General features: G+C 70.6%; 26 protein-coding genes. 11 read left to right on the top strand and 15 right to left on the bottom strand.

Annotation, left to right across the window (positions count from 1 at the left end; all coding sequences use genetic code 11):
* Positions 1 to 18: 18 nt before the first annotated feature.
* The 4 genes from IG98_RS0135140 to IG98_RS0135125 form a co-directional block, all read right to left on the bottom strand.
* Positions 19 to 1,608 carry a gamma-glutamyltransferase family protein gene (locus IG98_RS0135140; RefSeq protein ID WP_030922439.1) on the bottom strand — a complete coding sequence of 530 codons (1,590 nt, stop codon included), beginning with the start codon at positions 1,606 to 1,608 and terminating at the stop codon, positions 19 to 21.
* 28 nt (positions 1,609 to 1,636) lie between these two features.
* On the bottom strand, positions 1,637 to 2,494 hold the full coding sequence (locus IG98_RS0135135; protein ID WP_211264266.1) for a polysaccharide deacetylase family protein: 858 nt from the start codon (positions 2,492 to 2,494) through the stop codon (positions 1,637 to 1,639).
* Positions 2,479 to 3,792 (bottom strand): ABC transporter substrate-binding protein, encoded by a 1,314-nt coding sequence (locus tag IG98_RS0135130; RefSeq protein ID WP_051753346.1) that lies wholly within the window; start codon positions 3,790 to 3,792, stop codon positions 2,479 to 2,481. Before IG98_RS0135130 ends, IG98_RS0135135 begins: the two co-directional genes overlap by 16 nt.
* A 201-nt stretch (positions 3,793 to 3,993) precedes the next feature.
* Positions 3,994 to 4,788 carry an SDR family NAD(P)-dependent oxidoreductase gene (locus IG98_RS0135125; protein WP_030922427.1) on the bottom strand — a complete coding sequence of 265 codons (795 nt, stop codon included), beginning with the start codon at positions 4,786 to 4,788 and terminating at the stop codon, positions 3,994 to 3,996.
* Between the two features lie 197 nt (positions 4,789 to 4,985).
* Here IG98_RS0135125 and IG98_RS0135120 point away from each other — a divergent pair, with 197 nt between their 5' ends.
* Genes IG98_RS0135120 through IG98_RS0135110 form a run of 3 tightly spaced genes read left to right on the top strand, consistent with a single transcriptional unit; the run spans position 4,986 to position 8,621 of the window.
* Positions 4,986 to 6,275, top strand: a complete 1,290-nt coding sequence (locus tag IG98_RS0135120) for a glutamine synthetase family protein (protein ID WP_030922424.1) — start codon at positions 4,986 to 4,988, stop codon at positions 6,273 to 6,275.
* Complete coding sequence (locus tag IG98_RS0135115) at positions 6,265 to 7,437, top strand: amidohydrolase family protein (RefSeq protein ID WP_030922420.1); 1,173 nt, start codon at positions 6,265 to 6,267, stop codon at positions 7,435 to 7,437. Before IG98_RS0135120 ends, IG98_RS0135115 begins: the two co-directional genes overlap by 11 nt.
* A complete protein-coding gene (locus tag IG98_RS0135110; protein WP_030922418.1) occupies positions 7,434 to 8,621 on the top strand; it encodes a M20 metallopeptidase family protein in 1,188 nt (395 codons plus the stop codon). Before IG98_RS0135115 ends, IG98_RS0135110 begins: the two co-directional genes overlap by 4 nt.
* A 13-nt stretch (positions 8,622 to 8,634) precedes the next feature.
* On the opposite strand, the gene IG98_RS0135105 is transcribed toward IG98_RS0135110, so the two are convergent.
* From IG98_RS0135105 to IG98_RS0135095, 3 genes are read right to left on the bottom strand one after another with little or no spacing between them, the layout of a single operon-like run.
* Entirely contained in the window at positions 8,635 to 9,183 is a 549-nt protein-coding gene (locus tag IG98_RS0135105; protein WP_030922415.1) for a hypothetical protein, read from the bottom strand.
* Between the two features lie 21 nt (positions 9,184 to 9,204).
* Positions 9,205 to 10,170 carry an ankyrin repeat domain-containing protein gene (locus tag IG98_RS0135100; protein ID WP_051753345.1) on the bottom strand — a complete coding sequence of 322 codons (966 nt, stop codon included), beginning with the start codon at positions 10,168 to 10,170 and terminating at the stop codon, positions 9,205 to 9,207.
* Between the two features lies 1 nt (position 10,171).
* Entirely contained in the window at positions 10,172 to 10,864 is a 693-nt protein-coding gene (locus tag IG98_RS0135095; RefSeq protein WP_425428143.1) for an endonuclease V, read from the bottom strand.
* 230 nt (positions 10,865 to 11,094) lie between these two features.
* Between IG98_RS0135095 and IG98_RS0135090 the strand changes: the two genes are divergently transcribed.
* Entirely contained in the window at positions 11,095 to 12,264 is a 1,170-nt protein-coding gene (locus IG98_RS0135090; RefSeq protein WP_084195875.1) for an MBL fold metallo-hydrolase, read from the top strand.
* 60 nt (positions 12,265 to 12,324) lie between these two features.
* On the opposite strand, the gene IG98_RS51225 is transcribed toward IG98_RS0135090, so the two are convergent.
* Both IG98_RS51225 and IG98_RS0135080 read right to left on the bottom strand, forming a co-directional pair.
* Positions 12,325 to 12,474, bottom strand: coding sequence for a hypothetical protein (locus IG98_RS51225; RefSeq protein WP_211264265.1), 150 nt, complete (start codon positions 12,472 to 12,474; stop codon positions 12,325 to 12,327).
* 97 nt (positions 12,475 to 12,571) lie between these two features.
* Entirely contained in the window at positions 12,572 to 13,219 is a 648-nt protein-coding gene (locus IG98_RS0135080) for a pyridoxamine 5'-phosphate oxidase family protein (RefSeq protein ID WP_037972080.1), read from the bottom strand.
* Between the two features lie 320 nt (positions 13,220 to 13,539).
* Between IG98_RS0135080 and IG98_RS0135075 the strand changes: the two genes are divergently transcribed.
* Both IG98_RS0135075 and IG98_RS52090 read left to right on the top strand, forming a co-directional pair.
* Complete coding sequence (locus tag IG98_RS0135075; RefSeq protein WP_030922397.1) at positions 13,540 to 15,504, top strand: Xaa-Pro dipeptidyl-peptidase; 1,965 nt, start codon at positions 13,540 to 13,542, stop codon at positions 15,502 to 15,504.
* A gap of 211 nt (positions 15,505 to 15,715) precedes the next feature.
* Positions 15,716 to 15,886: a hypothetical protein gene (locus IG98_RS52090; protein ID WP_169750237.1), complete on the top strand. Its 171-nt coding sequence runs from the start codon at positions 15,716 to 15,718 to the stop codon at positions 15,884 to 15,886.
* A gap of 64 nt (positions 15,887 to 15,950) precedes the next feature.
* Here IG98_RS52090 and IG98_RS0135065 read toward each other — a convergent pair whose 3' ends face one another.
* Together IG98_RS0135065 and IG98_RS0135060 are read right to left on the bottom strand one after the other, a co-directional pair.
* Complete coding sequence (locus IG98_RS0135065; RefSeq protein ID WP_030922393.1) at positions 15,951 to 16,169, bottom strand: DUF2277 domain-containing protein; 219 nt, start codon at positions 16,167 to 16,169, stop codon at positions 15,951 to 15,953.
* Positions 16,170 to 16,424: 255 nt separating this feature from the next.
* Complete coding sequence (locus IG98_RS0135060; RefSeq protein ID WP_030922390.1) at positions 16,425 to 17,732, bottom strand: serine hydroxymethyltransferase; 1,308 nt, start codon at positions 17,730 to 17,732, stop codon at positions 16,425 to 16,427.
* A 139-nt stretch (positions 17,733 to 17,871) separates the two neighbouring features.
* On the opposite strand from IG98_RS0135060, the gene IG98_RS0135055 reads away from it, so the two are divergent.
* From IG98_RS0135055 to IG98_RS0135045, 3 genes are read left to right on the top strand one after another with little or no spacing between them, the layout of a single operon-like run.
* A complete protein-coding gene (locus IG98_RS0135055; protein WP_030922388.1) occupies positions 17,872 to 18,960 on the top strand; it encodes a PucR family transcriptional regulator in 1,089 nt (362 codons plus the stop codon).
* A 29-nt stretch (positions 18,961 to 18,989) separates the two neighbouring features.
* On the top strand, positions 18,990 to 19,148 hold the full coding sequence (locus IG98_RS51220) for a hypothetical protein (protein WP_157594697.1): 159 nt from the start codon (positions 18,990 to 18,992) through the stop codon (positions 19,146 to 19,148).
* Between the two features lie 3 nt (positions 19,149 to 19,151).
* Entirely contained in the window at positions 19,152 to 20,588 is a 1,437-nt protein-coding gene (locus tag IG98_RS0135045; RefSeq protein WP_030922386.1) for a WS/DGAT/MGAT family O-acyltransferase, read from the top strand.
* Here the strand turns inward: IG98_RS0135045 and IG98_RS49415 are convergent.
* The 4 genes from IG98_RS49415 to IG98_RS54460 form a co-directional block, all read right to left on the bottom strand.
* Positions 20,475 to 21,002: an ATP-binding protein gene (locus tag IG98_RS49415; protein ID WP_030922384.1), complete on the bottom strand. Its 528-nt coding sequence runs from the start codon at positions 21,000 to 21,002 to the stop codon at positions 20,475 to 20,477. The genes IG98_RS0135045 and IG98_RS49415 overlap by 114 nt on opposite strands.
* Positions 21,003 to 21,186: 184 nt before the next feature.
* Complete coding sequence (locus tag IG98_RS0135035; protein WP_030922381.1) at positions 21,187 to 21,732, bottom strand: type 1 glutamine amidotransferase domain-containing protein; 546 nt, start codon at positions 21,730 to 21,732, stop codon at positions 21,187 to 21,189.
* 31 nt (positions 21,733 to 21,763) lie between these two features.
* Entirely contained in the window at positions 21,764 to 22,081 is a 318-nt protein-coding gene (locus tag IG98_RS0135030; protein ID WP_030922377.1) for a DUF4031 domain-containing protein, read from the bottom strand.
* Positions 22,078 to 22,629, bottom strand: coding sequence for a TetR/AcrR family transcriptional regulator (locus IG98_RS54460; RefSeq protein ID WP_030922374.1), 552 nt, complete (start codon positions 22,627 to 22,629; stop codon positions 22,078 to 22,080). The genes IG98_RS0135030 and IG98_RS54460 overlap by 4 nt, the downstream gene beginning before the upstream one ends.
* Before the next feature lie 113 nt (positions 22,630 to 22,742).
* On the opposite strand from IG98_RS54460, the gene IG98_RS0135020 reads away from it, so the two are divergent.
* Complete coding sequence (locus IG98_RS0135020; RefSeq protein ID WP_030922371.1) at positions 22,743 to 24,317, top strand: MDR family MFS transporter; 1,575 nt, start codon at positions 22,743 to 22,745, stop codon at positions 24,315 to 24,317.
* Positions 24,318 to 24,377: 60 nt separating this feature from the next.
* Positions 24,378 to 25,331, top strand: coding sequence for a GNAT family N-acetyltransferase (locus tag IG98_RS0135015; protein WP_030922369.1), 954 nt, complete (start codon positions 24,378 to 24,380; stop codon positions 25,329 to 25,331).
* The last annotated feature ends 42 nt before the right edge of the window (positions 25,332 to 25,373 follow it).

The following is a 25,373-nucleotide window of genomic DNA, read 5'->3' as shown; positions in this document are numbered from 1 at the left end:
CGTCTCGGCCGGCCTGTCTCATCCGCCGGGCAGGCCCACCCCGTACGGCTTCATCCGGTCGACGCCGGGGGACCACGCTCCGCCACCGCGCCGTGCGATGCCGTTGGGGCGGGCGAAGTGCCAGGTGGTGGGCTCCTCGCTGACGACCTGGACGTCGAACCCGGCGGCGGAGAGGTCGGCCGTGGCCCCCGCGTCGCGCGAGTCCAGCCAGACGCGGTCACCCTCGGCGTGGATCCTCGGCGCCGAGATCGCCTCCTGGAGGTCCGCGCCGTCACGCCAGCGGGCGGCGATCTGGGCGACGGCGGAGATGATCCGCCGCCCGCCCGAGGCGCCGAGCGTCGCCTCGGCGTCCCCCGGGCCGGTCAGCACGACGGGGCTGACCGCGCTGAGCCCGGCCGCGCCCGGAGCCACGCTGGTCACCCGGCCGGGGCGGGGGTCGAAGTACATCATCCCGTCGTTCAGCACGATGCCGGTCTCCGGTTCCACCATGCGGGAGCCGAACAGGTCGAGCACCGTCTGGGTGAGCGAGACCGTCATGCCCTCGTCGTCGACCGCCGACAGGTGCGAGGTGCAGCCCGCCCTGGCGGAGCCGCCGGGGGGCGCGGGGAAGGCTTCCCCGCCCGTGATCCAGCGGGCCACCACCTCGTCGGCGTGCTCGGGGGAGGCCAGCCGCGCCCAGGGCGCCGGCCCCTCCTGGGAGGTGGTGACCTCGCGCAACCGGTCCTCGAACGCGTGGGACAGCACCCGCGCCCACAGCCGAGCCCCGGGATCCAGTCCCCGGCGCCGGGCGGCCTCGACCAGTTGCAGTGCCTCGATCACCGAGATCACCCCGGTGGCGTGCGGGCCGTACAGCCGGATCGGGCCGATCTCGACCGGAAGGACCTCGGACTCGTCGGCGACGTACCTGGCGAAATCCTTCTCCGACAGCAGGCCACCGGCCCCGGTGACCGCCGTCGCGATCGCGCGGGCGGACCGGCCCAGGTAGAACGCGTCTGGGCCGCCGGTGCCGATCTCGCGGAGCACCCGGGCCAGCCGGGGTTGGACGAGCGGGTCGCCGGGGCCCTGGGACGGGCCGCGCAGCGGCAGGCCGTCGGGCAGGAAGAGTTCCGCGGAGGAGGGGAAGGCCCGCAGTGTCCGGGCCTCGGCGCAGATCGTCGAGGAGGCGAACCAGTTGGTCTCGTGTCCCGCCTCGGCCAGTTCGATCGCCGGGGCGAGCACCTGGGCCAGCGGCAGGCGGCCGAACCTGGTGTGCGCCCGGCACAGCGCGGCGACCGCTCCGGGGACGCCCACCGACAGCGGGCCGACGATGTTCGCGTCGTCGCGTACGGCCGGCCAGTTGTACAGGCCGGTGCCGGTCGCGGACGCCGCCGGGGCGAACATCTCCGGGTGCGCCAGGCCCGGGGCTCGGATCGGGCCGCACACGACGGTCGCGGTCGGGGCGCCCGGCTCGCGTACCACCAGCCAGGCGCCGCCGCCGAGTCCGCTCATGTAGGGCTCGACCACTCCGGTGGCGAAGGCCGTGGCGACCGCCGCGTCCACGGCGCTGCCGCCCGCGCGCAGCATCGACGCCCCCGCGCGCGCCGCCCTCGGGTCGGGTGCGGTGACCATCCCACCGGTTCCCGGGGGAGGGCCCGGCTCAGCCCTGCCAGGCATCGGCGATCTCGCTCAGCGTCGCGAACCAGACGTCGCCCGCCGCCAGCATCCGCTCGACCAGCGCCTCCAGGACGAGCAGGTGGTGGGCCCGGCCGATGGTCTGCGGGTGCATGGTGAGCACGTAGACCGCGCCCGGCACCCGCTGGTGGGCGTAGTCGAAGATGGTGTTCCAGCGGTCTTCCATGTCGCGGTGGGAACCCAGCGGGGAGACCCCGGCGACGTACTCCACCGAGGGCCAGTCGTCGAGATACCACGACACGGGGATCTCCACGATCCGGCTCTCCGGGCCGAACTCGCTGGCCGACTCGTAGTTCACCGTGACCCGCCGGGGCCGGTACGGCTCGAACTCCCGGCCCATCAGCGAGCTGTCCCAGTCGAAGCCGAACTCCTCAAGCAGGCCCAGCGTGCTCTCGGAGAAGTCCCAGGCGGGCGAGCGGTAGCCGCGGGGACGGCGCCCGACGACCTGCTCGTGCTGGCGCAGCGCGACCTCCATGAGCCGGCGCTCCTCGTCGGGTCCCAGATCGGGTACGACCTCGTGGTAGCAGCCGTGCGCGGCGATCTCGTGCCCGGCCGCCAGGATCTGCTCGATGCGGTGCGGGAAGGTCACCAGGTCGTGGCCGGGGGTGGCCCAGGTCGCAGGCAGGTCGTTGCGGCCGAGCAGCTCCAGCAGCCGGGGCACCCCCTGTTCGGCGCCGAAGTCACCGCGTGACAGGTAGGACGGCGACGTGCGGCCCATGGTGCCCATCCAGGGGGAATGGGCGTCGAAGTCGAAGGTCAGCGCCACGGCCATCCGCTTGCCCGGCGGCAGCGCCAGGGAGGCGGAGGTCACTTCTTCATCCACGGCGGGAGCTGGAAGGAGCCCGACTTGTACTTCTCAGGGGCGATCAGCACTCGCTTCTCGTCCTGGAACTGGAAGGACTGCAGCGGCACGTAGTCGTCGCCCTGCTTGGCCAGGTGCGTGGTCTGGTCGAACGCGATCCGGCCGGAGGCCCGCTCGCTGTCGCTCTTGCCGATGGCGGCACCGATCGCCGACGCGTCGTCGGGGTCGCCGACCTCGCGCAGCGCATCGGCGTAGATCATGGTCTCCACGTAGGTCATCACGCCCTGCGGGTCGACGTTGTCGGTCCCGTACGCGGCCTGCCAGTCCTTCTGCAGCTGCGCGGCCGGCGCGTAGCTGGGCGAGGGCACCATGCCCGCGAGGTTGTTGAACAGCACGCCCTCGGCCTGCTGCTTGGTCAGCTCGAAGAACTGGGGCTGGTTGGGGCCGTACTGCATGAAGACCAGGGACTCGGTGGGCTTCTGCAGGAACTGCTGCAGGAAGCTGGCCTCGTTGGAGACCTGGTAGTCGGTGTTGACGATGAAGTCGGGGTCGGCGGAGCGGATCTTCCCGAGAACCGTGCCCCAGTCGTTGACCGTGCCGAACGGCACCTTCTCCTGGCCGGCGATGCTCCAGCCCTTGGCCTTGAACTGCTTGACCAGGCCGTCGGCGATGTTCTCGCTGTAGGGGTTGTCGGAGCGGACGATGAACGCCGACTTGTTGCGCGGCTTCCACAGCCCCTGCTCGGCCCAGGACTCCGCCAGGTCGACCGGCTCGGTCCCGTAGGCGTCGTAGTCAGGGGTGATCGACCAGACCGTGGGGTACTTCGCCGGGTCCTTCCCGATGATGGCCTGGGTCTGCGCGGTGTTGCCGCCGATGAGGTAGACCTTCTCCGCCGCGGCGAACTCGTCGATCTCGAAGTTGGACGTGGAGGCGTAACCGGTGACGACCGCCTTCACCGACTCGTCGTCGGTCAGGGTCTGTACGCCCTTGGTCACCGCGTCGTTGGACTGGCTCTGCACGTCCACGACCTTGAGCTTGAACGTGTACCCGTTGACGCCGCCGGCCTCGTTGAGCTGCTTGACGGCCAGCTCGGCCCCCTGCTTCATGCCCAGGCCGTCGGATGCCAGGCCCCCGGTCAGCGGGGCGAGCAGGCCGATCTGGATCTCCTTCGTGCCGGCCGCGCCGCCGGTCTCCGCGGCGGAGGTGTCGGGGGAGGTGGAGGAGGAGCACGCGGTGAGCGCCGCCAGGGCGCCCGTCACCGCGACGGCGGTGATCGCCCGGGTGGGCGTCCGGGGACGGAGGAAGGGGGAACGGGCCACGGTGAAGCCTCTCTGCGTCTGTGGGACGAGCGGACGAACGCATGCGGGACATGCCGGAGAGCGTCACATGCCTGTTTTGCACCGTTCTGTCACTGTCGACAATTGAAACGTACGTTGCATCCTGAGGCAAAGGCTAGACCTGTAAAAGGTTTGTTACTTAAACTCGATCCGCCGCACCGCTCTGATCTCGTAAAACGTGGTTCAGCTCGGCGGCAGGGCCGTTCCGGCCAGGAAGCCTCCGTCCACGTCGAGAACACTCCCCGTGATGAAGGAGGAGTCCGGATCGGCGAGGAACACGCACGCCCGCGCGATCTCCGCCGGCGTGCCCATGCGGTGCACCGGCTGCCCGGCGACCAGTGCCGCCACGTACTCGGCCGAGAGCGCCACGGTGGCCGGGACCTCGATCAGTCCGGGGGCGACGGCGTTGACGGTGATCCCCGACGGGGCGAACTCCAGCGCCAGGACCCTGGTGAGCATCTCCACCGCCGCCTTGGACGAGCAGTAGTGGGCGGCGCCCACCCGGGCCGAACGGGCCGCGCCGGAGGAGACGTTGACGATCCGGCGCCCGTCCCCGAGGGTGCCGGAGGTGCGGGCGAAGGCCTGCGAGGCCAGCATCACGCCGCGGACGTTGACGGCGAACACCTCGTCCCACTCCGCGGCGGTCATGTCGAGGACCGGGGTGTTCGGATAGACCCCGGCGCAGTTGACCAGCACGTCCACTCCGCCGTGCAGGGCGGTCGCCTGCTCGAAGGCGGCGGTCACCGACTCCGGGTCACGCACGTCCAGGCGCACCGCCGAGGCCGCCGGTGATCCCCCCGAGACGGCGGCGAGCTCCGCGGTGACCCTCGCCGTGCGCGTCTCGTCGAGGTCGGCGACGACGACCGTCGCCCCCGCCTCGTGGAACGCCCCGGTGATGCCCCGGCCGATGCCCTGGGCCCCGCCGGTGACCAGGACGACCGTCCCGTTGAACCTGCCGGGAGAGAGGTTGTCCGTCATGGGATGCCTTCCGGTGATGCCGGGCGGGAGCGGCCTCCCGCCGGCTCGACACATATGACCTGGGCGTTTCTGTCAGGGGTATCAGGTAACACGCATGCTAAGTTTCATTCCACCGCCTTGACCATACATATGAACCATATGTTTCACTTAGGGCGGCCGGGACGCGAGGTGCGGACCGGACTGGGAGGAGAAAGCCGATGACGACAGGGACCGCCTTCGTGGCGACCTGTGACCTCGCGGCCCAGATGCGGGGCCGGGCTACCCCGGTGGCCCGGCTGGACCAGACGTTGCGCACCGGAGTGGGATGGGTCCCCGCCAATCTGGCGCTGACCTGTTTCGGCCACCTGACCGACGACAACGTCTTCGGCTCGGTGGGCGACCTGCGGCTGCTCCCCGACCCCGCGACGGCCGTCGACCTGCCCGCCGACGGCCCGGTGCCGGGCACCCGGCTCTACCTCGCCGACCAGACCGGCCTGGACGGCAGCCCCTGGCCCGGCTGCCCGCGCGGCTTCCTCGCCCGTGCGCTGGCGGATCTGAGAGAGGTCGCGGGCCTTGAGGTGAACGCCTCCTTCGAACACGAGTTCATGCTCGGCGACCAGGCCGAGGCGCCGCCCTTCTCCTTCCAGCGCCTGCGCGGCGCCGAGCCGTTCGGCACCGACCTGGTCGCGCTGCTGGAGACGGCCGGGCTGGAGCCGGAGAGCTGGCTCCCCGAGTACGGGGACGGCCAGTTCGAGATCACCCTGCGGCCCGCTCCCGGGATGGTCGCCGCCGACCGGGCGATCCTGCTGCGCGAACTCGTCCGCGACCTCGCCCGCCGCAGGGGGCACCCGGTCACCTTCGTCCCGCTGGCCGACCCCGCGGGCGTCGGCAACGGCGTCCACGTGCACTTCTCGCTCCGCGAGGTCGGTGGCGGCCCGGTGATGTTCGACGCCGGAGCACCCGGCAGGCTCTCCTCGACCGCGGCCAGGTTCGCGGCCGGAATCCTGCGGCACGCCGGTGCGGTGGTGGCCGTCACCGCGCCCAGCGTCGGCTCCTATCTGCGACTCACCCCGCACCGGTGGAGCGCCGGCGGGGTCTTCCTCGCCGAGCGTAACCGCGAGGCGCTGCTGCGCATCGCGCCGACCGTCGAGATCGGCGGTGCCGACCCCGCGGACCAGCTCCACCTGGAGTACCGGGCGGCGGACGCCACGGCCAACCCGTGGCTGGTGCTCGGCGTCCTGATCCGCGCCGGCCTCGCGGGACTGGCCGGGGCCGAGCCCGCCCGGGTGTGGCCGGAGACCGCGTCCGAGGCCGACCTGGCCGAAGAGCCCGCGCTCCCCGGCTCCCTGCCCGAGGCGCTCGCCGCGCTGGAGGCCGACGAGGTCGCCCGAGGCTGGTTCCCCCACGAACTGCTCCACACGTTCCTCGCCGTGCGACGGGCCGAGCTGGCCTGCGTCAAGGGACTGCCCGACCACGAGCTCTGCCGGAAGGTCGCCGATGTCTACTGAGAACTTCTCCGGGGACGCGGCCGGCGACCTGGAGGGCGTGCTCGCCACCCTTCCCCTGGTCGACCACCATGTGCACGGTGCCTCCTCGGGAGAGCTGGGCCGCGGTGAGTTCGAGACGCTGGTGACCGAGTCCGACCGGCCGATCCCGGCGTTCATGACCCAGTTCGACTCCCAGCTGGGTTTCGCGATCCGCCGCTGGTGCGCGCCGGTCCTCGGCCTGCCCGCCCACGCGGCGCCGGAGGACTACCTGGCGCGCCGCACCGAACTGGGCGCCGCCGAGGTCAACCGGCTGCTCCTGGCCGCCAGCGGTATCGGCCGCTTTCTGCTGGAGACCGGTTATCGGGGCGACGACGTCCTGGACCCGGCCGGGATGGCGGAGGCGTCGGGGCGGCCCGTGCACGAGGTGGTCCGCATCGAGCAGGTGCTGGAGCAGGTGGCCGCCTCGGGGGTCTCGGCTGCGGAACTGCCGGGCCGCTTCCGCGAGGAGCTGGAGCGCCGCACCGTCGGCGCCGTCGGCCTCAAGAGCATCGTCGCCTACCGGCACGGCTTCGCCTTCGACCCGGCACCGCCCGGCGACCGGGAGGTCGCCCTGGCGGCGGGCCGCTGGCTGTCCGCCGGCGAGGCGAGCGGCCAGTGGCGGGTGGACGACCCGGTGCTGCTCCGCCTCGGACTCTGGGCCGGGGTGGAGCGCGGGTTGCCGCTGCAACTGCACGCCGGTTACGGGGACCCCGACGTGGAGCTGCACATGTGTGACCCGCTGCTGCTCACCCGCTGGCTGAAGCTCATCGAGCCGCACGGCGTGGACATCCTGCTGCTGCACTGCTACCCGTACCACCGCAACGCCGGTTATCTCGCGCAGGTCTTCCCACACGTCTACTTCGACGTCGGTCTCGGCGTCAACTACACCGGCAGCCGGTCGGACGCGCTGATCGCCGAGTCGCTGGAACTCGCGCCGTTCGCCAAGATCTTGTTCTCCTCGGACGCCTGGGGCCCGGCGGAGCTGCACATGCTGGGGGCGCGCCTGTTCCGCCGCGGGCTCGGCCGGGCGCTGCGCGGGTGGGTCGATGCCGGAGAGTGGGCCGAGGCGGAGGCCGTCCGGGTGGCCACCATGATCGGTGTGGACAACGCCCTGCGCGTCTACGGTCTGGAACCGGCCAAATGATCGAGCCTCTTGCCTTCGGCTCGGCCGTCGACTCCGTCGAGGCCAGGCTTCGGGCGGCACTGGAGCGGCGGATGCCCGCCGCGACAGAGCTGCGCCGCAGGCTGCACGCCCGCCCCGACCTGTCGGGCGAGGAGGGGCCGACCCGCGACCTGATCCTGGCCGAGCTGCCCGGACGCCCCGTGGAGGCGGTGGCCGGTACGGGTGCGCTGGTGCGCGTCGGCGGCCCCGGGCCCGCGGTCGCCGTACGGGCCGAACTCGACGCGCTGGCGGTGACCGAGCGGACCGGCGTCGACTGGGCGTCCGGCAGGCCGGGCCGCATGCACGCCTGCGGGCATGACGTGCACCTCGCCGCCCTGGTGGCGCTCTGCCACGCGGTCGGCGACACCCCCGGCGCCCCTCCGCTGGTCGCGATGCTCCAGCCGCGCGAGGAGACCTACCCCTCCGGCGCCCACGACATCGCCCGGTCGCCGTCGCTGGCGGAGCACCAGATCACCGCCATCATCGGCGCGCACGTCCAGCCCACCCTGCCGCGGGGCGAGGTCGCGGCCACCCCCGGCACGGTGAACGCCGCCGCCGACGAGTTCACGGTCGTGGTCAGGGGCCGCGGCGGGCACGCCGCCTACCCTCACCTGACCAGCGATCCGGTACTCGCGCTCGCGCACGTCGTCGTCGCCCTGCAGCGGGTGGTCAGCCGTGACGTCGACCCGACCAGCTCGGCGGTCCTCGGCGTCTCCATGCTGACGGCCGGCAGCGCACCCAACGTCGTGCCCGACGAGGCCACGGCCGGCGGTACGGTCAGGGCGCTGAGCGAGCGCATCCGCGACCAGGTGCACGCCCGGTTGGAGGAGGTCGCGGACCTGGTCGCGCGGGCCCACGGCTGCGAGGCCAAGGTGAGCATCACCCGAGGTGAGCCGGTCCTGTGCAACGACTCCGGGCTCGCCGCCCGAGCCGGTGCCCACCTGACCCACCTGGGCCTCACCCTCTCGCGGCCGCTGCTCTCCTTCGGCGCCGACGACTTCTCCTATCTCTCCGCGGTGCTGCCCGGCCTGATGATGTTCGTCGGGGTCGGTGACGGCACGGACGTGCGCATGCACAGCGCCGGCTTCCTGCCCGGCGACGACGCGGTACGCGACGTCGCGCTGACCATGCTGGCGGGTTACCTCGCGGCGGCGGAGAAGATGTAGCCGCGAAGGGCGCTCAACCGGTGACGTGTTCCCAGTAGGGGTCGCGGTAGAGCATGACCGAGGTGCCGCGCAGGAGTTCGTCGGGGGCGGAGAGCAGCATGAGTTCACCCCTCGCCTCCAGGGTGCGCAGGACGTCGCGGACCCGCGGGCCGACCGGCAGCCGGCCCACCGGGAGGTTGAGGGTGTCGCGGACCAGGTCGGCCACCTCGGAGAGCCGGAACGGCTCGGTGAAGCCGGCGATGAGCTCGCGGACGAACTCGATGGTGATGATGGTCTCGGCCTCGGCGTGGGCGAGCTGCCAGGTCAGCTGTGCCCTGCGCCGGCCGGTTCCGGCGCAGGCCGTGCACTGCTGGGAGAAGTCGGGCACGATGTTCTCGACGGTGCTGCCCAGGCAGGTGGTGCACTGGTTGGTCTCGGACGCGTGCAGCTCGGCCGCCGTCCGGTCGGCCAGCGGCCTGCCGCACAGGCAGAGATAGACCCGGAACCCGCCGCGTACCAGGACGAGGTCGTCGGCATCGTCGGGTATGTCTTCCCAGAGCGCGGTGATCGTGTGGATTCTCATCGTTGTGCGACTCTACCCACTTCACCGCAGTGTGACAGGGACCAGCCTCATCGGAGCGCTCCACAGCCACTCCTCGGTGATGTAGGTGGAGGTCAGCAGCGTCATCAGGCCCAGGGTGCGCTCGGTCGCGGTGGAGGGGTGGGCGCCGCAGTCGCCGAAACGACACATCCACAGTTCGACCATGCTGCTGTCGGAGAGCTGCTCGTGCACCGAGGGCCGTCCGGCGGGGAGCCCGTCCCGCCAGATGTCGACGGACGCGCTGGTGAACGGGAAGGCCCCGGCCAGCACCCCGCCGCCCGAGGTGACGGCACGGCCGACCCCGTCGTGCACCGGCAGGATGCCGTCGGACTGGAAGAGCACCACCCCACCCCCCGGCGGGCTGGCCACCCGCAGGACCTCCACGGGGGAGGCGTGCTCGGCGCTCCACAGCTCGCCGGTTGGAAGCGGCGGGCACGACTCCGGTAGGGCGCCCAGGCGGCGGATGACCTCGTCCTCGGTCACCTCGCCGACGAAGGCGACGCACAGTCCCTCGTTGTAGTCCTCGTACGAGAACATCATCGCGTCGACGGTGTCCTGGAGCTCGCGGAGCCTGGGGCTGATGGTGGGGGCCCCGGGCAGTTGGGCGAACAGGTCGGCCAGTTCGGTGAAGAGCGCCTGGGAGCCGGGTGAGCGGCCCGCGATGCACGGCCGCCAGGGGTCCGCGCCCGCGGCGAGCAGGACCCGTACGGCGTCGTCCCAGCCGTGGCGCACGGCCTCCCAGAGCGGGGTGGCGCCGTCGGCGTCGACGGGATCGACCTCCGCGCCCGAGGTCAGCAGCAGCTCCATCACCTGAACGGCACCCTCCTGGGCGGCCCGGTGCAGGGGCGTCGTGCGCAGCCACGGGAGCCACTGCCCGGGATCGAACCCGCTCGCCAACCGCCGGCGGATCCGTGCCAGGTTGGTGTCGCGCCACGCGTCGATGTCCTCGGCCCACTCGTTGTCGCTCACTTCATCCCATTTCGTCGTACTGAGCGGATCCAACCAGGTCCGGACGACAGTTTTCGATCAGTGCCTCGCGGGAGAGCCGGTCGGCGGCGCGGGTCGTCTCGGGAAGGCGGTAGCGGGGTGTCAGGTTCAGCACGTTGTGGCAGGCGGTGGCGAGGTCGACACGGTGTCCCACGGAGACGAAGACGGGCTTGACCCCGTGCCGGGTGCGCAGCACGCGGCCGACGACGTCACCGTCCAGCGTCAGGTCGGTCCACGAGCCCCGCTCGGGCGCGGGCGTGGGATAGGTGCCGACGAAGGCGGTCTTGCCGACCCCGATCGTGGGCAGTCCGGTGAGCACGCCGAGATGGCAGGCCAGGCCGAAGCGGCGCGGGTGCGCCAGGCCGTATCCATCGCAGACGACCAGGTCGGGGGTTACCGAGAGCCGCTCAAGGGCGTCCAGCAGGGCGGGTACCTCCCGGAAGGCGAGCAGCCCGGGGACGTAGTCGAAGGCCACCCTCCCGCTGACGGCGACCTTTTCGACGATCTCCAGCGTCGTCCCGTCCAGCACGGTCACCGCCGCCGCGAGCCGGTCCCTGTCGTAGGCGACGTCCACTCCCGCGATCCTGGCCGGACTGCGGGGACCCGGACCGGTCAGGTCGAGCAGTGCTCTGAGCTCGTCCTGGATGGCTTCGGCCTCCGTGACAGTGCGCGGCATTTGTACCTTCATAACTCCATGATCGCTACTTTTATAGTATGACGTTATATTTTGGGACTGTTCGTCTTTTTTGGTGACCGGTGAAGTTCTTTGGTGACCGGTGAAGTCGCCGCGCGGTGTCTCACGTTCAACGATGCCTGCCGGGCGGGTCCTGCCCAGGGCACGCCGGGAACAGTCGCGGAGCCGAGATCGTTCTGCAGGCACTGACGACTTCAGGAGCGTGGGCCGACATGGCGGGCAGCAGATCGATCGGGCGTCTCCTCGTGGGCGGGCTGGCACTGGCCGCCGCAGGGTGGGCGTTGAAGGACATCCCGGCGGAACTCGGGGGCAGAGCCAGGGGAGAGCGGCTGGAGCGGATGCGCCGCTCGCCACAGTTCCACGACGGCCTCTTTCGCAACTCCACGCCCAGCGCCTTCGTACCCTCGCCACAGAGCGCGCGGGAGATCGCCTGGAACATGCTGCACAACCGCGAGGAGCGCCGCCCGGCCACGCCGGTCCCGGTGGTGACCGCGCCGGCGGGCGGGCCGTCCCCGACCGGGCTGAGCGTCATCTGGTACGGTCACGCCACCGCGCTGCTGGAGATCGAGGGCCACCGCGTGCTCGTCGACCCGGTGTGGAGCAGACGCGCCTCGCCCTCCCAGTTGGTCGGCCCGCGCCGCCTGCACCCGATGCCGGGGCCGCTGGCAGGTCTTCCGCCGCTCGACGCGATCGTGATCTCGCACGATCACTACGACCACCTCGACCGCGCGACGGTACGCGGCCTGCTCGCGCTGCAGGCCGCGCCGTTCCTGGTGCCGCTGGGGATCGGCGCCCACCTGGAGCGCTGGGGCGTGCCCGCCTCACGGATCGTCGAGCTCGACTGGGACGAGGAGGCGAGCGTCGCGGGCCTGCGATTCGTCGCGACCGCCGCCCGTCACTTCTCCGGTCGCACCCTCAACCGCAACGTCACCCTGTGGGGCTCCTGGGTCATCGCCGGCCAGGAGAGGAAGGTCTTCTACGCCGGCGACTCCGGATACTTCGACGGCTACGCCGGGATCGGCGCCGCGCACGGCCCGTTCGACCTCACGCTCATGCCGATCGGCGCCTACAACGCCGCCTGGCCCGACATCCACATGAACCCGGAGGAGGCGGTCAACGCCCACCTCGACCTGGGCGGCAGGCTGCTCCTCCCGGTCCACTGGGCGACCTTCACCCTGGCCACGCACCCCTGGGCCGAACCGGTCGACCGTCTCTGGCGCGAGGCCAAGGCCCGTGACGTCCGCCTCGCCGTCCCCCGCCCGGGCGAGCGCGTCGACACCGCCGACGTCCCACTGCTGGAGAGCTGGTGGGAACTGCTGCGCGGCGGCGAGACGGGCCGCCGGCCGCGACAGCCGCTGCTCCCGCCCTCCCTGAGACTCTGAGCGACGAACTCCAGGCCGTCGCTCCGGCGGCCGGGTGCGCGTGACGACCACGGCGGGATTTCAGGCCCTCGCGGTTCTCGTCGACAGACGGGTGCGTACGACGAGATCGTGCACCGCGTCCGCCGACGACGCGGTGCCGGGAAGGCGGGAGGCGTCCCGAGCCTCCTCCAGCGACAGCACCGAGTGATCCGGGACGTACCGGACCTCCATCCGCACAGCCTGCCAGCCCCGTGCTCGGCACCGGTACAGGTTTTCCCGGCACTCGTCCACCACGCGTGGAGCGTACGCGAGCGCCTCCGGAACGGCGTCAGTACAGGTTCTCGCGGGCGTCGATGCTCAGGTCGTCGTCGATGAGCTTGGCCGGCCATTCCAGGTCCAGTTGCTCCTTGAGGATCCGGCCGAGGGTGGGCCGCGCCCCGCGGTCCGGCCATCGCTCCGGCTGCCAGAGCGCCGAGCGCCGGAAGGCCTTGGCACAGTGGAAGAAGCACTCCCGCACCTCGACGCTGACCGCCAGCGTGGGAACCTTCCCCTTCACCCGCAGGCGCTCCAGGTACGGGGCCTGGCTGACCACCCGCGCCCGCCCGTTGACGCGCAGGGTCTCCTCGGTGCCCGGCACCACGAACAGCAGGCCGACCTGCGGGTTGGCGACGATGTTGCGCAGGCTGTCGAGCCGGCGGTTGCCGGGCCGCTCGGGGATCACCAGCGTGTGGTCGTCGAGGACCAGCACGCCACCGGGTTCCTCGCCACGCGGGGAGACATCGCAGGTGCCGTCGGATCCCGAGGTCGCCAGCAGCAGGAAGGGCGAGGTGGCGATGAAGTCACGGGCGTGCTCGTCGAGGTGGCCGATGTCCTTGCGCAGGACGACCTCGCCGACCTCGCCGACGATCCTGCGGAGTTCTTCTTCCGAGTTGACCGTGACGATCGAGCCGGTCTCACCGGTATCGAGGGAAGGCATGAAATAAGGCTAACCTTCGTTAAATCTTGCCTTAACGGCACCCTTCCCGTTCGATGGGCGCATGGAGGGGCCGTGAGCGGCGGGAGGAGCGGAACGGGGAGAGGCCAGGTGCGGAGACCGGCCCCCGTCCGATGGGCGGACGGTGTCCCGAGAGCGACCGGGGGGCGGTGACCGATTCCCCGGAATACACCCCGGAACTCTTGCTTAACGCGAGATAGCCGCCTATTCGTTATATCTTTGATCTTGCAGGTCAAGACTGCTTCGCAGGAGATTGACCGGAGTTGTCAGATTTTATGCGACCCTCTGGGAGCTTTCCTCCGATGAACAGATGGAAGACGATCATCGTCGCGCTGACGGTCATCCTGCCGGCCGGTGTCCTGCCGGCCGTCGTGTCACCCGCGGTGGCCGCCCGATCCGCGGCCCCCCTGATAGAGAACGGCGAGACCCAGCCGGTCTACTCGCGAGCCGACGCACTGACCGAGACCGTGTTCGTCGAGGTCGCCGGGGTCGACAGCGACGCCGACGGGCTCCCCGACCGGGTTGCCGTCGACATCATGCGCCCCAAGGAGACCGACTCCGGGACGAAGGTCCCGGTCATCATGGAGGCCAGCCCCTACTACGCGGGCGGCAACGACGTGCCCAACCACGTCGTCGACCTCGACGGCTCCGACCCGGCGGGCATGGAGTACCGGCGCAACAAGTTCAACGACCTGCACGACGAGATGTTCGGCGAAGGCTTCGACGCGTCCCGCGCGGTCGCTCCGCCCTTCCGCGGCTACTACGACAACTACTTCGTGCCACGCGGCTACGCGATCGCACTGGTGGAGAACCTCGGCTCGGGCCGGGCGACCGGCTGTCCCACCACCGGCCTGGACAACGAGACCGCGGGCCCCAAGGCCGCGATCGACTGGCTCAACGGCCGCGCCCGCGGATTCGACGCGGCCGGCGACGAGGTCAAGGCCGGCTGGTCCACCGGGAACGTCGGCATGATCGGAGTCTCCTACAACGGCACGCTGCCCAACGCCGTCGCCGCGACCGGGGTCAAGGGCCTCAAGGCGATCGTGCCGATCGCGGCCATCTCCTCCTGGTACGACTACTACCGGGCCAACGGCGGCGTGCTGGCCCCCGGCGGCTACCAGGGTGAGGACGCCGACGTGCTCGCCCGCTACGTGCTGACCCGTCAGAACGCCCAGCAGGCCTGCGGCGCGCTGATGGACCGGATAGAGAAGGACCAGGACCGGGTCACCGGCGACTACTCCGACTTCTGGGACCGGCGCAACTACCTCAACGACGTGCGCAAGGTCCGCGCGGCGGTCTTCCTGGTGCACGGCCTCAACGACTGGAACGTCAAGACCAAGCAGGCCGTCCAGTGGTGGGACGCCCTCGCGAAGCGGAACGTGCCCCGCAAGATCTGGCTCCACCAGGGCGCGCACTTCAACCCGTTCTCCTTCGCCGGGCGCAACGCCGAGTGGCTGCGCCAGCTCCACCGCTGGTTCGACTTCCACCTGTACGGCCTGCGCAACGGCATCATGGACGAGCCGCAGGCGGATGTGGAGTCGGGGCCGGGGCAGTGGGCGCAGCACGCCTCGTGGCCGCTGCCGGGCACCCGCGACGTACGGCTCCAGCTGGCCGCCGGGCAGGACGGCCGCAACGGCACCCTGGGCGCCGACCGCCCCCGAGGCCGCGCCGCCGTCGAGTCCTTCGTCGACCAGAGCACCCGAGGTGCCGAGCAGCTCGTCGAGAACACCGAGAGCACCGACCCCAACCGCCTGGCCTACCTGTCGAGTCCGCTGGCCCTCGACGCGCGGCTGTCCGGCACCCCGGAGGTCTCGGTGCGGGCCGCGTTCAAGGGCGGGCGCTCGCCGTACCTGACGGCGCTGCTCGTCGACTACGGAACCGACGCCCGCGCCTACGGTGATGTCGCCTACGGCGCCACTCAGGTCTGCTACGGCCAGGGCGTGCCCGGCGACACCGGCTGCGCCCGGCTGGCCGAGCACGTCACGGTGACCGCCCCCTACAAGATCATCACAAGGGGCTGGCTGGACGTCCGTAACCGCGACTCCGCGGCCAGGACCGAACTGCTGCGCGAGGACCGCTTCTACGACTTCCGCTTCGACCTCCAGCCCGGCGACTACGTCGTCAAGGCCGGTCACCGGATCGGCGTCGTGCTCATCTCCACGGACCGCGACTTCACGCTGCGCCTGCCCCCGGGCACCGCCGTCTCGGTCGACCCCCGTGCCAGCTCGGTCACCCTCCCTCTCGTCGGCGGCCGCTCCGCCCTCTAGGGTCACGACCTCGATCCGGGTGAGCGGGCACGTTCCCGGTGTGCCTGCTTCCCGATCGGGGAGGCCGTCGCTCCTGGGCGGGCCGTCGTATCCATCGAGCACACCCGAGTGGGGACGGGGCCGGGGCCCTTCTGGGGGATAACCCTGGCCTGTCCCTGACATCGGCTCGCAGGTCTGCCGCCGGGCCCGGCCAGGGCCTAGCGTTGCGGGCATGGGACGAATTCTTCTGATCGTGGCGGCCGTGGTGATCGCCTTCATCTTGCTGGGCTCGGTTCTGGGCTTCCTGTTCACGCTCCTCAAGTGGGCTCTGATCATCGGCCTGGTGGGCGTGGTGGTCATGTTCGCGAGCAGGCTCTTCCGCTCCTCGAACGTACGCGACTGACCCGATGCCGAGGTCCCGCCCGCCGGCACCCCCGTGTCGCCGACGGGCGGGCAGACGTCTCCGGTCAGTCCCGGGACACCTGCTTCAGCTGGAGCTCGTCGAGCAGGGTCCGGGTCGCGGTGGTCACCGCGTCCACGGCCCTTTCGAAGGCCTCGGCGTTGCGCGTCGAGGGGGAGCGGAAGCCCGACACCTTGCGGACGTACTGGAGCGCGGCGGCTCGTACGTCGTCGTCGGTCACGTCGCTGGCGTAGGGCTCACGAAGAGTCTTGATGCTGCGGCACATGACAGGACGGTACTCCGCCCCGTGGCTCTCCCGGCCCCGGCAGGCCGAGGAGATCATCGCCTCCGGGCAGGCCGACGCCGTCCTGCCCGGCCCCGGGCTGCTCCGCAACCCGTACCGGCCGAACCGGGCCGCCCGCGAGCTCGGTTCCGCCGGAGCCCGCCGGAAGGGGTACCCGCGGGTGGGATGGTCAGGGGGATTTGACGGACCGGCCCGCCAGGGGGCGCACCCCCGGGGGTCGAGCGGGCCGGTCCGGGATCATGGGATGGCGCGGCGCAGGGCCAGTGCGTCCTGGCGAACCTTCGCGGGGGTCTGGCCGTCGACGAGCAGGCGGCGCATCAGGGCCGCGACCTCGCCCATGGTGTCCGGGCCGAAGCCGCGGCGGGTCACCTCCTGGGTGCCGATCCGCAGGCCCCTCCTGGGTTCCTCGGCAGGCCGGTCGGGCAGGCCGATGCCGCTGAGGTAGACGCCCCCCTCGGCCAGCAGCCGGGCGGCCTCGTCTCCGCCGCCGAACGCGCCCGCGTCCACCGCCACGTGGTGCGAGACGGTCCAGCCCCGATGGGCGGCGGTCACAGTGAAGCCCTCGCGGTCCAGCGCGGCGGCCAGCGCCCCGGCGTTGGCGATGCAGCGGTCGGCGTACCCGGAACCTCCCGCGGCGTGTTCCGCGGCGACGACGGCCAGCGGGGCCAGGCGGGAGGCGTCGTAGTTGGCGGTCAGGCCGGGATAGGCCGCCGCCGCCACCTGCCGGGCGAGATCCGCGTCGCGGGTCACGACGGCCCCGCCGGGAGGCCCGCCGAAGGACTTGTAGGTGGACATGGTCATCAGGTGCGCACCCTCGTCCAGTGGCCGCTGGAACCGCCCGCCCGCGATCAGTCCCGCCACGTGCGAGGCGTCGTAGAGCAGCAGGGCGCCCACCTCGTCGCACGCGGCCCGCACCCGCGCCACGTCGTGGGGGAACAGCATCAGGCTCGCCCCGAGCACCACCAGCGCGGGCCGCCTCTCGCGTAGGAACGCCGGGAGGGCCGCGTGGTCGACATCGAGCCGTCCGGTGTCGTAGGGCAGGTCGGCGACCCGCAGGCCACGGATCCCGGCGGCGCCCTGGGCGTGGTGGCTGGTGTGGCCCCCGACGGCCCGAGGCAGCACCGCGATCGTGTCGCCGGGGACGGCGAACGCGCTGTAGCAGGCGAGGTTGGCCAGTGTGGCGCTCTGCAGCCGCACCTCGGCGAACTCGCCGCCCATCAGCGCCGCGATCTGGAGCGGGACCAGCACCTCCAGCACGTCCAGCTCCTCCAGGCCGGTCTGGCGTTTGTCCCCCGGCCAGCCCATCGAAGGCCGGCAGCCCAGGGAGATCTCATGGGCGGCCCTGGCGCGCTCGCTCATCGTGTTGGTGCCGGCGTACAGGACCACACCGTCCTCGTCGAGGCGGCCGCGGTGCTCGGCCAGCACCGCGTCGACCAGCCTGGTCACCGCGTCCAGGCCCAACCCCGACACCTCGGCCTCGAGCTCGGCCAGGCGCGGCTGTGCCTGGGGCGGTGCCCACGGGGCGACGCGGCTGCGCTCCTGCACGAAGCTCCTTTCACAGGGCTGTCAGGCGGCTCTCACGAGGTGGACCCCTCCAGAACGAATACTGTGACGCTACGGCGAGTGCCGGGGGGAGTCATCGTTCCGCCAGCGGAGATCCTTCCTACATCTGTAGGATTGGAACGTGATTGCGGATGATGTTCAGGACCTGCTGGAGGCGCTGGCCGCGAGCGTGGGCAGGGGCATGTCCGTCGACGACCTGGAGGGCCGGGTCGTCGCGCACAGCGCCCATCACGGGGAGGTCGACCAGGTCAGGGCCCGCGCCATTCTGTCACGGTCGGTTCCCACGGCGGTGGGGGCCTGGCAGGAGAGGCACGGGGTGGCCTCGACCCGAGAGCCGGTCAGGGTTCCGGAGAATCCCTCGCTGGGCATGGCGGCCCGGCTCTGCGTGCCCCTGCTCCACCAGGGCCGCCGTGTCGGCTACCTGTGGATCATCGAGGGCCCGGGCCCGTTGAACCCGCAGGAGCAGGGCAGGGCCGTGCGCGACGCCGCCGCGATCGCGGCCCTGCTCGACGACGGCGGCAGCTCCCACACCCTGAGCCTCCTGCTCACCGGCGAGATCGGGGTGCGGCGTGCGGCCGGGGTGCTCGGGGAGGGGCCGCTGCGCGTCCTGGCGCTGCGGGGCGACCCGGCCTTCCTACGTGAGGCGGTCGGTGCCGAGCTGGCCAGGACGCGCCGGCCACCGGCCTTCACGATCCTGGACCGGCACGCCGTGCTGCTGCTCAACCGTGGCGAGGACGTGACGGCGCTGGGGGAGCGGCTGGCCACGCGGACCCGCATGGGCGCCGGGGTCAGCGCACCGCACCCGGGGCTCGAGTCAGCCGTACGGGCACATGAGGAGGCGCTCACCGCGGCCAGGGCGGCGGCGGCGGAACCGGCGCTGCGACCGGTCGCCCACTGGCCGGACCTGGGCGTCTACCGGCTGCTCGCCGAGCCGGTCGCCGGTACTCCCGGTACTCCCGGTACTCCCGGTACGCTCGGCGGTCCGCTTGACGCGCTACGGGAGCATCCGGCGCTCCTGGTCACCCTGGAGACCTACCTGGACAGCGGGGGAGACGCCCAGGAGACCGCCCGGCTGCTCCACCTGCACCGCACCAGCCTCTATTACCGCCTCACCAGAATCGAGCAGCTGGCCGACCGCAACCTCAAGAACGGAACCCACAGGTTAGAACTTCATCTCGCGCTGAAGCTCGGTCGCTGGAATGCGGTGTAACGGCCGGACAATCCGGGCACAGCTCTGCGATGCCGCAGTTGATCAGCGAGATCATGACCGTCGTCATCGTGCTCATGCTCATCCCGCTGTCGTTGGTCATCGTGTCGGTGGTCGTCCTCGTCGCACTCGCGGCGTTGGCTCTGGCGACACCACGGGAGCAGGATGGAAGAACGACTTCCCGGAGGTAGACGATGCGACAACTCAGCGCGGTGGACACGCAGTTCCTGAATTTCGAGACCTCGACGAACGTCGCGAACATCGGGGGGCTCGCGATCCTGTCGGGCAGGCTGTCGCGGAGCGACCTGGTGTCGCTGCTGGCCCGGCGGCTCCACCTGGCAGCGCCCTTCCGCATGCGACTCGTCTCCGTCCCGTTCGGCCTGGACCATCCGTACTGGACGGAGGACTCCAGGATCGACCTCGACTACCACGTGCGTGAGATCGCGCTGCCCCGCCCGGGCAGCGACAAGCAGCTGGGTGAGCAGGTGGCCAGGCTGCACGCCCGCTGCCTCGACCGGCGGCGGCCGCTCTGGGAGATGTATCTGATCCATGGTCTGGCCGGAGATCGTACGGCCCTCTACACGAAGGTCCACCACGCCGCGGTCGACGGCGTCACCGGCGCCGACGTGCTGGCCAGCCTGCTGGACACCTCTCCCGAGCCCGTCGAGGTCGAGATGGCGCCCGCGGCCGAGCCCGAGGAGCGGATCGACACCCGGGAGATGGTCGCCAGGGGGATCGTCAAGGCGGTGGTCAACCCGGCCAACACGGTACGGTTTCTGATCAACGCCGTCCCGCACCTGGACGAGATCCCCCTGATCTCCCAGGTACCCGGGGCCGGGCTGGTCTCGCGGATCACCCGGCAACTTGCCAACCGTCTGTCGGGTACCGCGGAGGTGCCCGACATGCCCCGGATGACCGTCCCGCGTACCCCCTTCAGCGGCAGGATCAGCGCGCACCGCAGGTTCGCCTACGCGGCCCTGCCGCTGGAGGACGTCAAGCTGGTCAAGAACGCCCTCGGCGTCACGGTGAACGACGTGGTGATGGCCCTGTGCGCCGGGGCGTTGCGCCAGTGGCTGATCAAGCACGACGCGCTGCCCGAGCAGCCTCTCGTAGCGGGGGTGCCGTTCTCGCTCCGCGTCTCCGGTGACCGGCGCGCGGGCAACCAGGTCACCATCATGATCACGACGCTGGCGACGCAGGTGGCCGACCCATTGGAACGGCTGCTGGCGGTACGTGACGCGATGCGGCTGATCAAGGATCGCTCGTCGCTGGCCCCGGCCAGCTGGATTCAGGAGCTCAGCGACATCATGCCCTCCGCGCTGACCGGCCTGGCCTCCCGGGCGGCCTTCAACCTCTTCGCTGACAGCGCGGGCCCGATCAACGTGATGATCTCCAACGTGCCCGGCCCGCAACTCCCCCTCTATGTGAGCGGCGCCCGGCTGCTGTCGTACTACCCCGTCTCGGTGGTGACCGACGCCAGTGGCGGCCTCAACATCACGGTCTTCTCCTACGACGGCTCACTTGACGTCGGCGTGATCGCCTGCCGTGAGATGGTTCCCGACGTCTGGGCCCTCACCGACTATCTCAGGGACGCCCTGCTGGAACTGAAGCTCCTCGCTGAGCAGCAGTGACAGGCCGGGCGCGCCCTTGACGAAGCGCAGGGTCTTCTCCAGGCAGACGATCGAGCCCCGCTCGTGCCTGTTGACGAAACGGATGTCGTCGGCCAGGGCACGCATGATCAGCAGTCCTCGGCCGTGTTCGGAGGTGGGGGCGGGGGAGGCGGGACCCGAGAAGTCGAAGCCGTCGCCGGCGTCCACCACCTTGATCACGCAACGGTTCCTGGACAGCTCGGTGCTGACCATGTAGTCGTCACTGGGTGTGGCGTGCTTGATGACGTTGGAACACGCTTCGGAGAGCATGAGCTGAATGTCCTCGCGGATCTGGGACACCACGCCCAGAGCGCGGAGCGAGGCGTCGAGAAGTTGCCTGATCACGGGAACGCTGGCGGCGTCACGCGGCAGACGCAACGCGATAGTGGCCTCCACGGTGTCCTCCTTTCGCAGCCGGTCTCCTAAAGGCTTGCCCTGCACGCCCCGTCCTAACCGGAGATGGTTGATCGTGACTCTGGATATCGGAAAGGGGCGGCAAAGTTCGGTGCATGAAAAATGTGGCAGGGCAGCGGAACAGCCGGTCCGCTTCGGGCGGCCGGCTGTCCTGTGACTTCTCGCCTCAGCCCGAGAACGCGTCGATCGTGGCCTGGCAGAAGGCCTTGAGGTCGTCGGGCTTGCGGCTGGTGATCAGCGTGTTCGGGCCCGAGGTACAGATCACGACCTCGTGGTCCTCCCAGTTGGCGCCGGCGTTGCGCAGGTCGGTCGCGAGGCTCGGCCAGGACGTGACCTTGCGGCCGCGCACCACGTCTGCCTCGATCAGCGTCCAGGGCGCGTGGCAGATGGCCGCGACGGGCTTGCCCGCGTCGAAGAAGCCCTTCGCGAAGCCGACCGCCTCCGGCACGGTACGCAGCAGGTCGGGATTGGCGACGCCGCCCGGCAGCACCAGCCCGTCGAAGTCGGCGGCGGAGACCTCCTCGACCGTCGCGTCCACAGGGAACCGGTCGGCCCGATCGAGGTGGTTGAACGCCTGGACCTGACCCCGTTCGGTGGAGATGAGCCTGGGGGTGGCCCCGGCCCGCTTGACGGCGTTCCACGGCTCGGTGAGCTCGACCTGCTCGATGCCCTCCGGGGCCACGAGGAAGGCGATCGTCTTGGCGTTCAGCATGTCATCCCCTTTGTGACGTGCGGTGATGTCTTCAGGAGGGCGTCATTCCCGGGGTTTCGGAATCTATGCGAGAGCCACTGGTCCCAGGACGAACCTTGCGACGGCGGAGGCCGGAACCGATGAGCCGGGTGATGAGCTCACGTGAGGAGACGGCCTCCGCGCCCAGCGCGACGGCCCGCTCGTAGAAGGTCTGGGGAACGTCGTAGTGATCGCGGTCGAAGGCGCGGGGCGGTACGCCCAGTGCCTCCGCGAAGGTGTGCAGCTCCTCGGTCGAGCTGTCGCTGACCAGGTGTGACCAGAACAGCCCGTGCGGACCCGGCCAGTTGGGCGGGTCGATGAGTACGCTCACCGCCGGACGAGGTCGAGCGCGACCTCCAGAGCGGCGGCCCGCCGCTCCTCGTCGGAGATCGGGTCGTCCCCGAGGACGATCCATGCGGCGTGCAGCGCGAACAGGGCCATTGAGTTTCTCAGCCGAGTGGCGGTGGGATCGTCCGGTTCGACGAGGAATGTGAGCAGGTCCAGCATCCGGTGGCGGGTCTTCTCCATCGTCGGATGGTTCTTGAGCGAGGTCTGGTTGCGCTCGAAGAACCGCATGATCTCGTGGTGCCGGTCCCGGTGCAGGTCGTCGGAGTAACGACGGAGTAGTTCGCGGCGGGTCTCCTCGGTGCGCGGCTGGGACGCGGCCCAGGCGAGCAGCGCCTCGACCGCGCGTACCCGGTCCTCGGCCAGGCTGGCGACGATGTCGTCCTTGGTCTTGAAGTGGTAGTAGAGGGCCGCCTTGGTCACGCCGAGGGCCTCGGCTATCTCGCGGAGCGAGGTGGCCTCGTAGCCCTGCTCGACGAAAAGAGTCAGGGCGACGTCCTGAATGCGCGTCCGGGTGTCGACGTGTTCCCTCATGGTTCCCTTTGCCGAGAAATCAACTTGACGGCCGACAAGTAAGCGGCCTACATTCCCAGCATATCCGACACTAACCGGTCGGCAAGTAAGCAAGATCTCTTTTAGGGGGCGAAGTGAACGAGGTCGCGGCCGCACCGGGGCGGCGCCGCGAGGTCATGGTGGTACTACCGGGCCTGATGCTCGCGATGGTCCTGGCCATGCTCGACAACATGATCGTCGGTACCGCGATGCCGCGCATCGTCGGCGAGCTCGGCGGGCTCACCCACCTGTCCTGGGTGGTGACCGCCTACGTGCTCGGCACCACCGTCTCGACCCCCATCTGGGGAAAGATCGGTGACCTGTACGGCAGGAAGAACATCTTCCTCGCCTCCATCGGCATCTTCATGATCGGCTCGGTGCTCTGCGGCATGGCCGGCTCGCAGATGCTCGGCGGCCCGTCCGACGGGATGATGCAGCTCATCGCGTTCCGGGCGTTCCAGGGTCTCGGCGCCGGCGGCCTGCTGGTCAACGCCATGGCGATCATCGGAGACCTCGTCCCGCCCCGCGAGCGCGGCCAGTACCAGGGCATCATGGCCGCCGTGATGTCGCTGGCCATGATCGCCGGTCCGCTCGTCGGCGGGTTCATCACCGACCACCTCGACTGGCGCTGGGCCTTCTACGTGAACCTGCCCATCGGGTTCGTCGCGCTGGCCCTGCTGGCGATCAAGCTGAAACTGCCCAAGCATCGCACCGAGCACCGCATCGACTGGCTCGGCGCGGCCCTGCTCTCGGTCGGCATCACCGCGCTGGTCCTCATCACCACCTGGGGCGGCAACGACTACGGGTGGAACTCGCCGCAGATCCTCGGCCTGGCGGCACTCGCCGTCGTCACACTGGGGCTGTTCATCCCGGTGGAGCAGCGCGCCGCCGAGCCCATCATGCCGCTCAACGTCTTCCGGGACCGCAACTTCAGCCTGATCTCGGGTGTGGGCTTCCTGCTCGGCTTCGCCATGTTCGGTGTCATCAACTTCCTGCCGCTGTTCCAGCAGACGGTCCAGGGAGCCACGGCCACCAACTCCGGCCTGCTGCTGCTCCCGATGATGGGCGCCTCCATGGTGGTCTCGCTCTTCGTCGGCCGCGCCATCACCCAGACGGGCAAGTACAAGATCTACCCGGTTCTCGGCGGCGTGATCATGGCGATCGGCATGTGGCTGCTGTCCCTGATGGACGTTCACACACCCGCCTGGCAGACCGGCGTGTTCATCGCGGTGCTCGGCCTCGGCATGGGCTTCCTGATGCAGACCACCATGCTGATCGCCCAGAACAGCGTCGAGCAGAAGGACCTCGGCGTCGCCAGCAGCGCCTCGACCTTCTTCCGCTCCATCGGCGGCTCGTTCGGCGTCTCGCTGTTCGGCGCGATCTTCAACAACCGCCTCACCTCCAACCTGGAGAGCAAGCTGGGCGCCGCGGGCGAGCAGCTGGCCTCCGGCGGCGCCCAGTTCAACCCGGCGGCCCTGCACGAGCTGCCCGAAGGAGTGCGGATCGGCTTCCTGGAGTCGCTGGCCGACTCCATCTCCGGCGTCTTCTGGTGGGCGATCGTGTTCGCCGTCCTGGTTCCGCTGCTGGCGGCGTTCATCAAGGAGATCCCGTTGCGCGGCGGCCCCGAGAGCGCCCAGGAGGCCGAGGTCCAGGTGCCGGTGCTCGACTGATCAACCGATCCCAAGTTCCGACCCAGCGATTCCCAACCCGCCCCCGCCACGATGAGGGGCATGAAGACGACCATCCCCGCCGCCGGGTACCTCACCCGGCGGCCTTCCGCCGCCGACGCCCCCGAGATCCACGAGCTGATCTCGCTCTGTGACACCCAGGTGATCGGCAAGGCCGACATGACCCTCGACGACGTCGCCGACCAGCTGAACGACTCGTCCTTCGACGTGGAGTCCGACGGCTGGCTCGTCCACGACGAGAGCGGGCGCCTGGTGGCCTGGGCCTGGGCCTGCCGCAAGGGCGCCAGTGACAACGTCGACGTCGACGTGGTCGTGCACCCCGGCGCGCCGGAGCTGACCGGCCCGCTCTGGGACACCGTGACCGAGCGGGCCGGGCAGATCGCCGCCGAGCTGGGCCACGACCGGGCCGTGGTGGACATCGGTCTCTACCGCGAGGACAGCGGCAAGCGCGCCGTCGCCGCCGCCCGTGGTTTCAGCGCCGCCACCAGCTTCATCCGGCTCCGCGCCGACCACACCGGGCCGGACGGCCGCCCCGACCCGCCGCCCGGGATGACCATGCACGACGGGCTCACCGAGGAGGTGCGCCGCCAGGGCCACGCCGTGGAGCAGGCCGGCTTCGCCGACCACTTCGGGTTCGCCCCGAAGGACTACGACGAGTGGCACGACGAGCTGAACTCCTCGGTCAACACCGACTGGTCGCAACTGGTGGTCGCCCGTCTCGACGGCGAGCCCGTGGCGATGCTGCTTGGGACCAACGCCTTCCTGGGGGACGAGAACTGCGGCTACGTGCGCAGGCTGGCGGTGCTCCCCGCCTTCAGGGGCCGAGGCCTGGGCCGGTTCATGCTGCGCCGGGCGTTCGCCGACGACGCCCGTCGCGGGCGGGTCGGCACCTACCTGCACGTCGACGCCAACAACAGCACGCCAGCCCTCGACCTCTACCTCTCGGTGGGCATGCGCCAGGTGCTGGCCATCGACGTCTGGCGGCGCACGATCTGACCCGCGCCGCACGGCGCCGCACGGTACGGCGCCATCGAGCGG

The sequence above is a fragment of the Streptosporangium amethystogenes genome, assembly GCF_000721075.1.
Taxonomy (GTDB): Bacteria; Actinomycetota; Actinomycetes; order Streptosporangiales; family Streptosporangiaceae; genus Streptosporangium; species Streptosporangium amethystogenes.
Note: the sequence above shows the minus strand (reverse complement) of the source record. Positions and strands in the feature narration are given on the sequence as shown.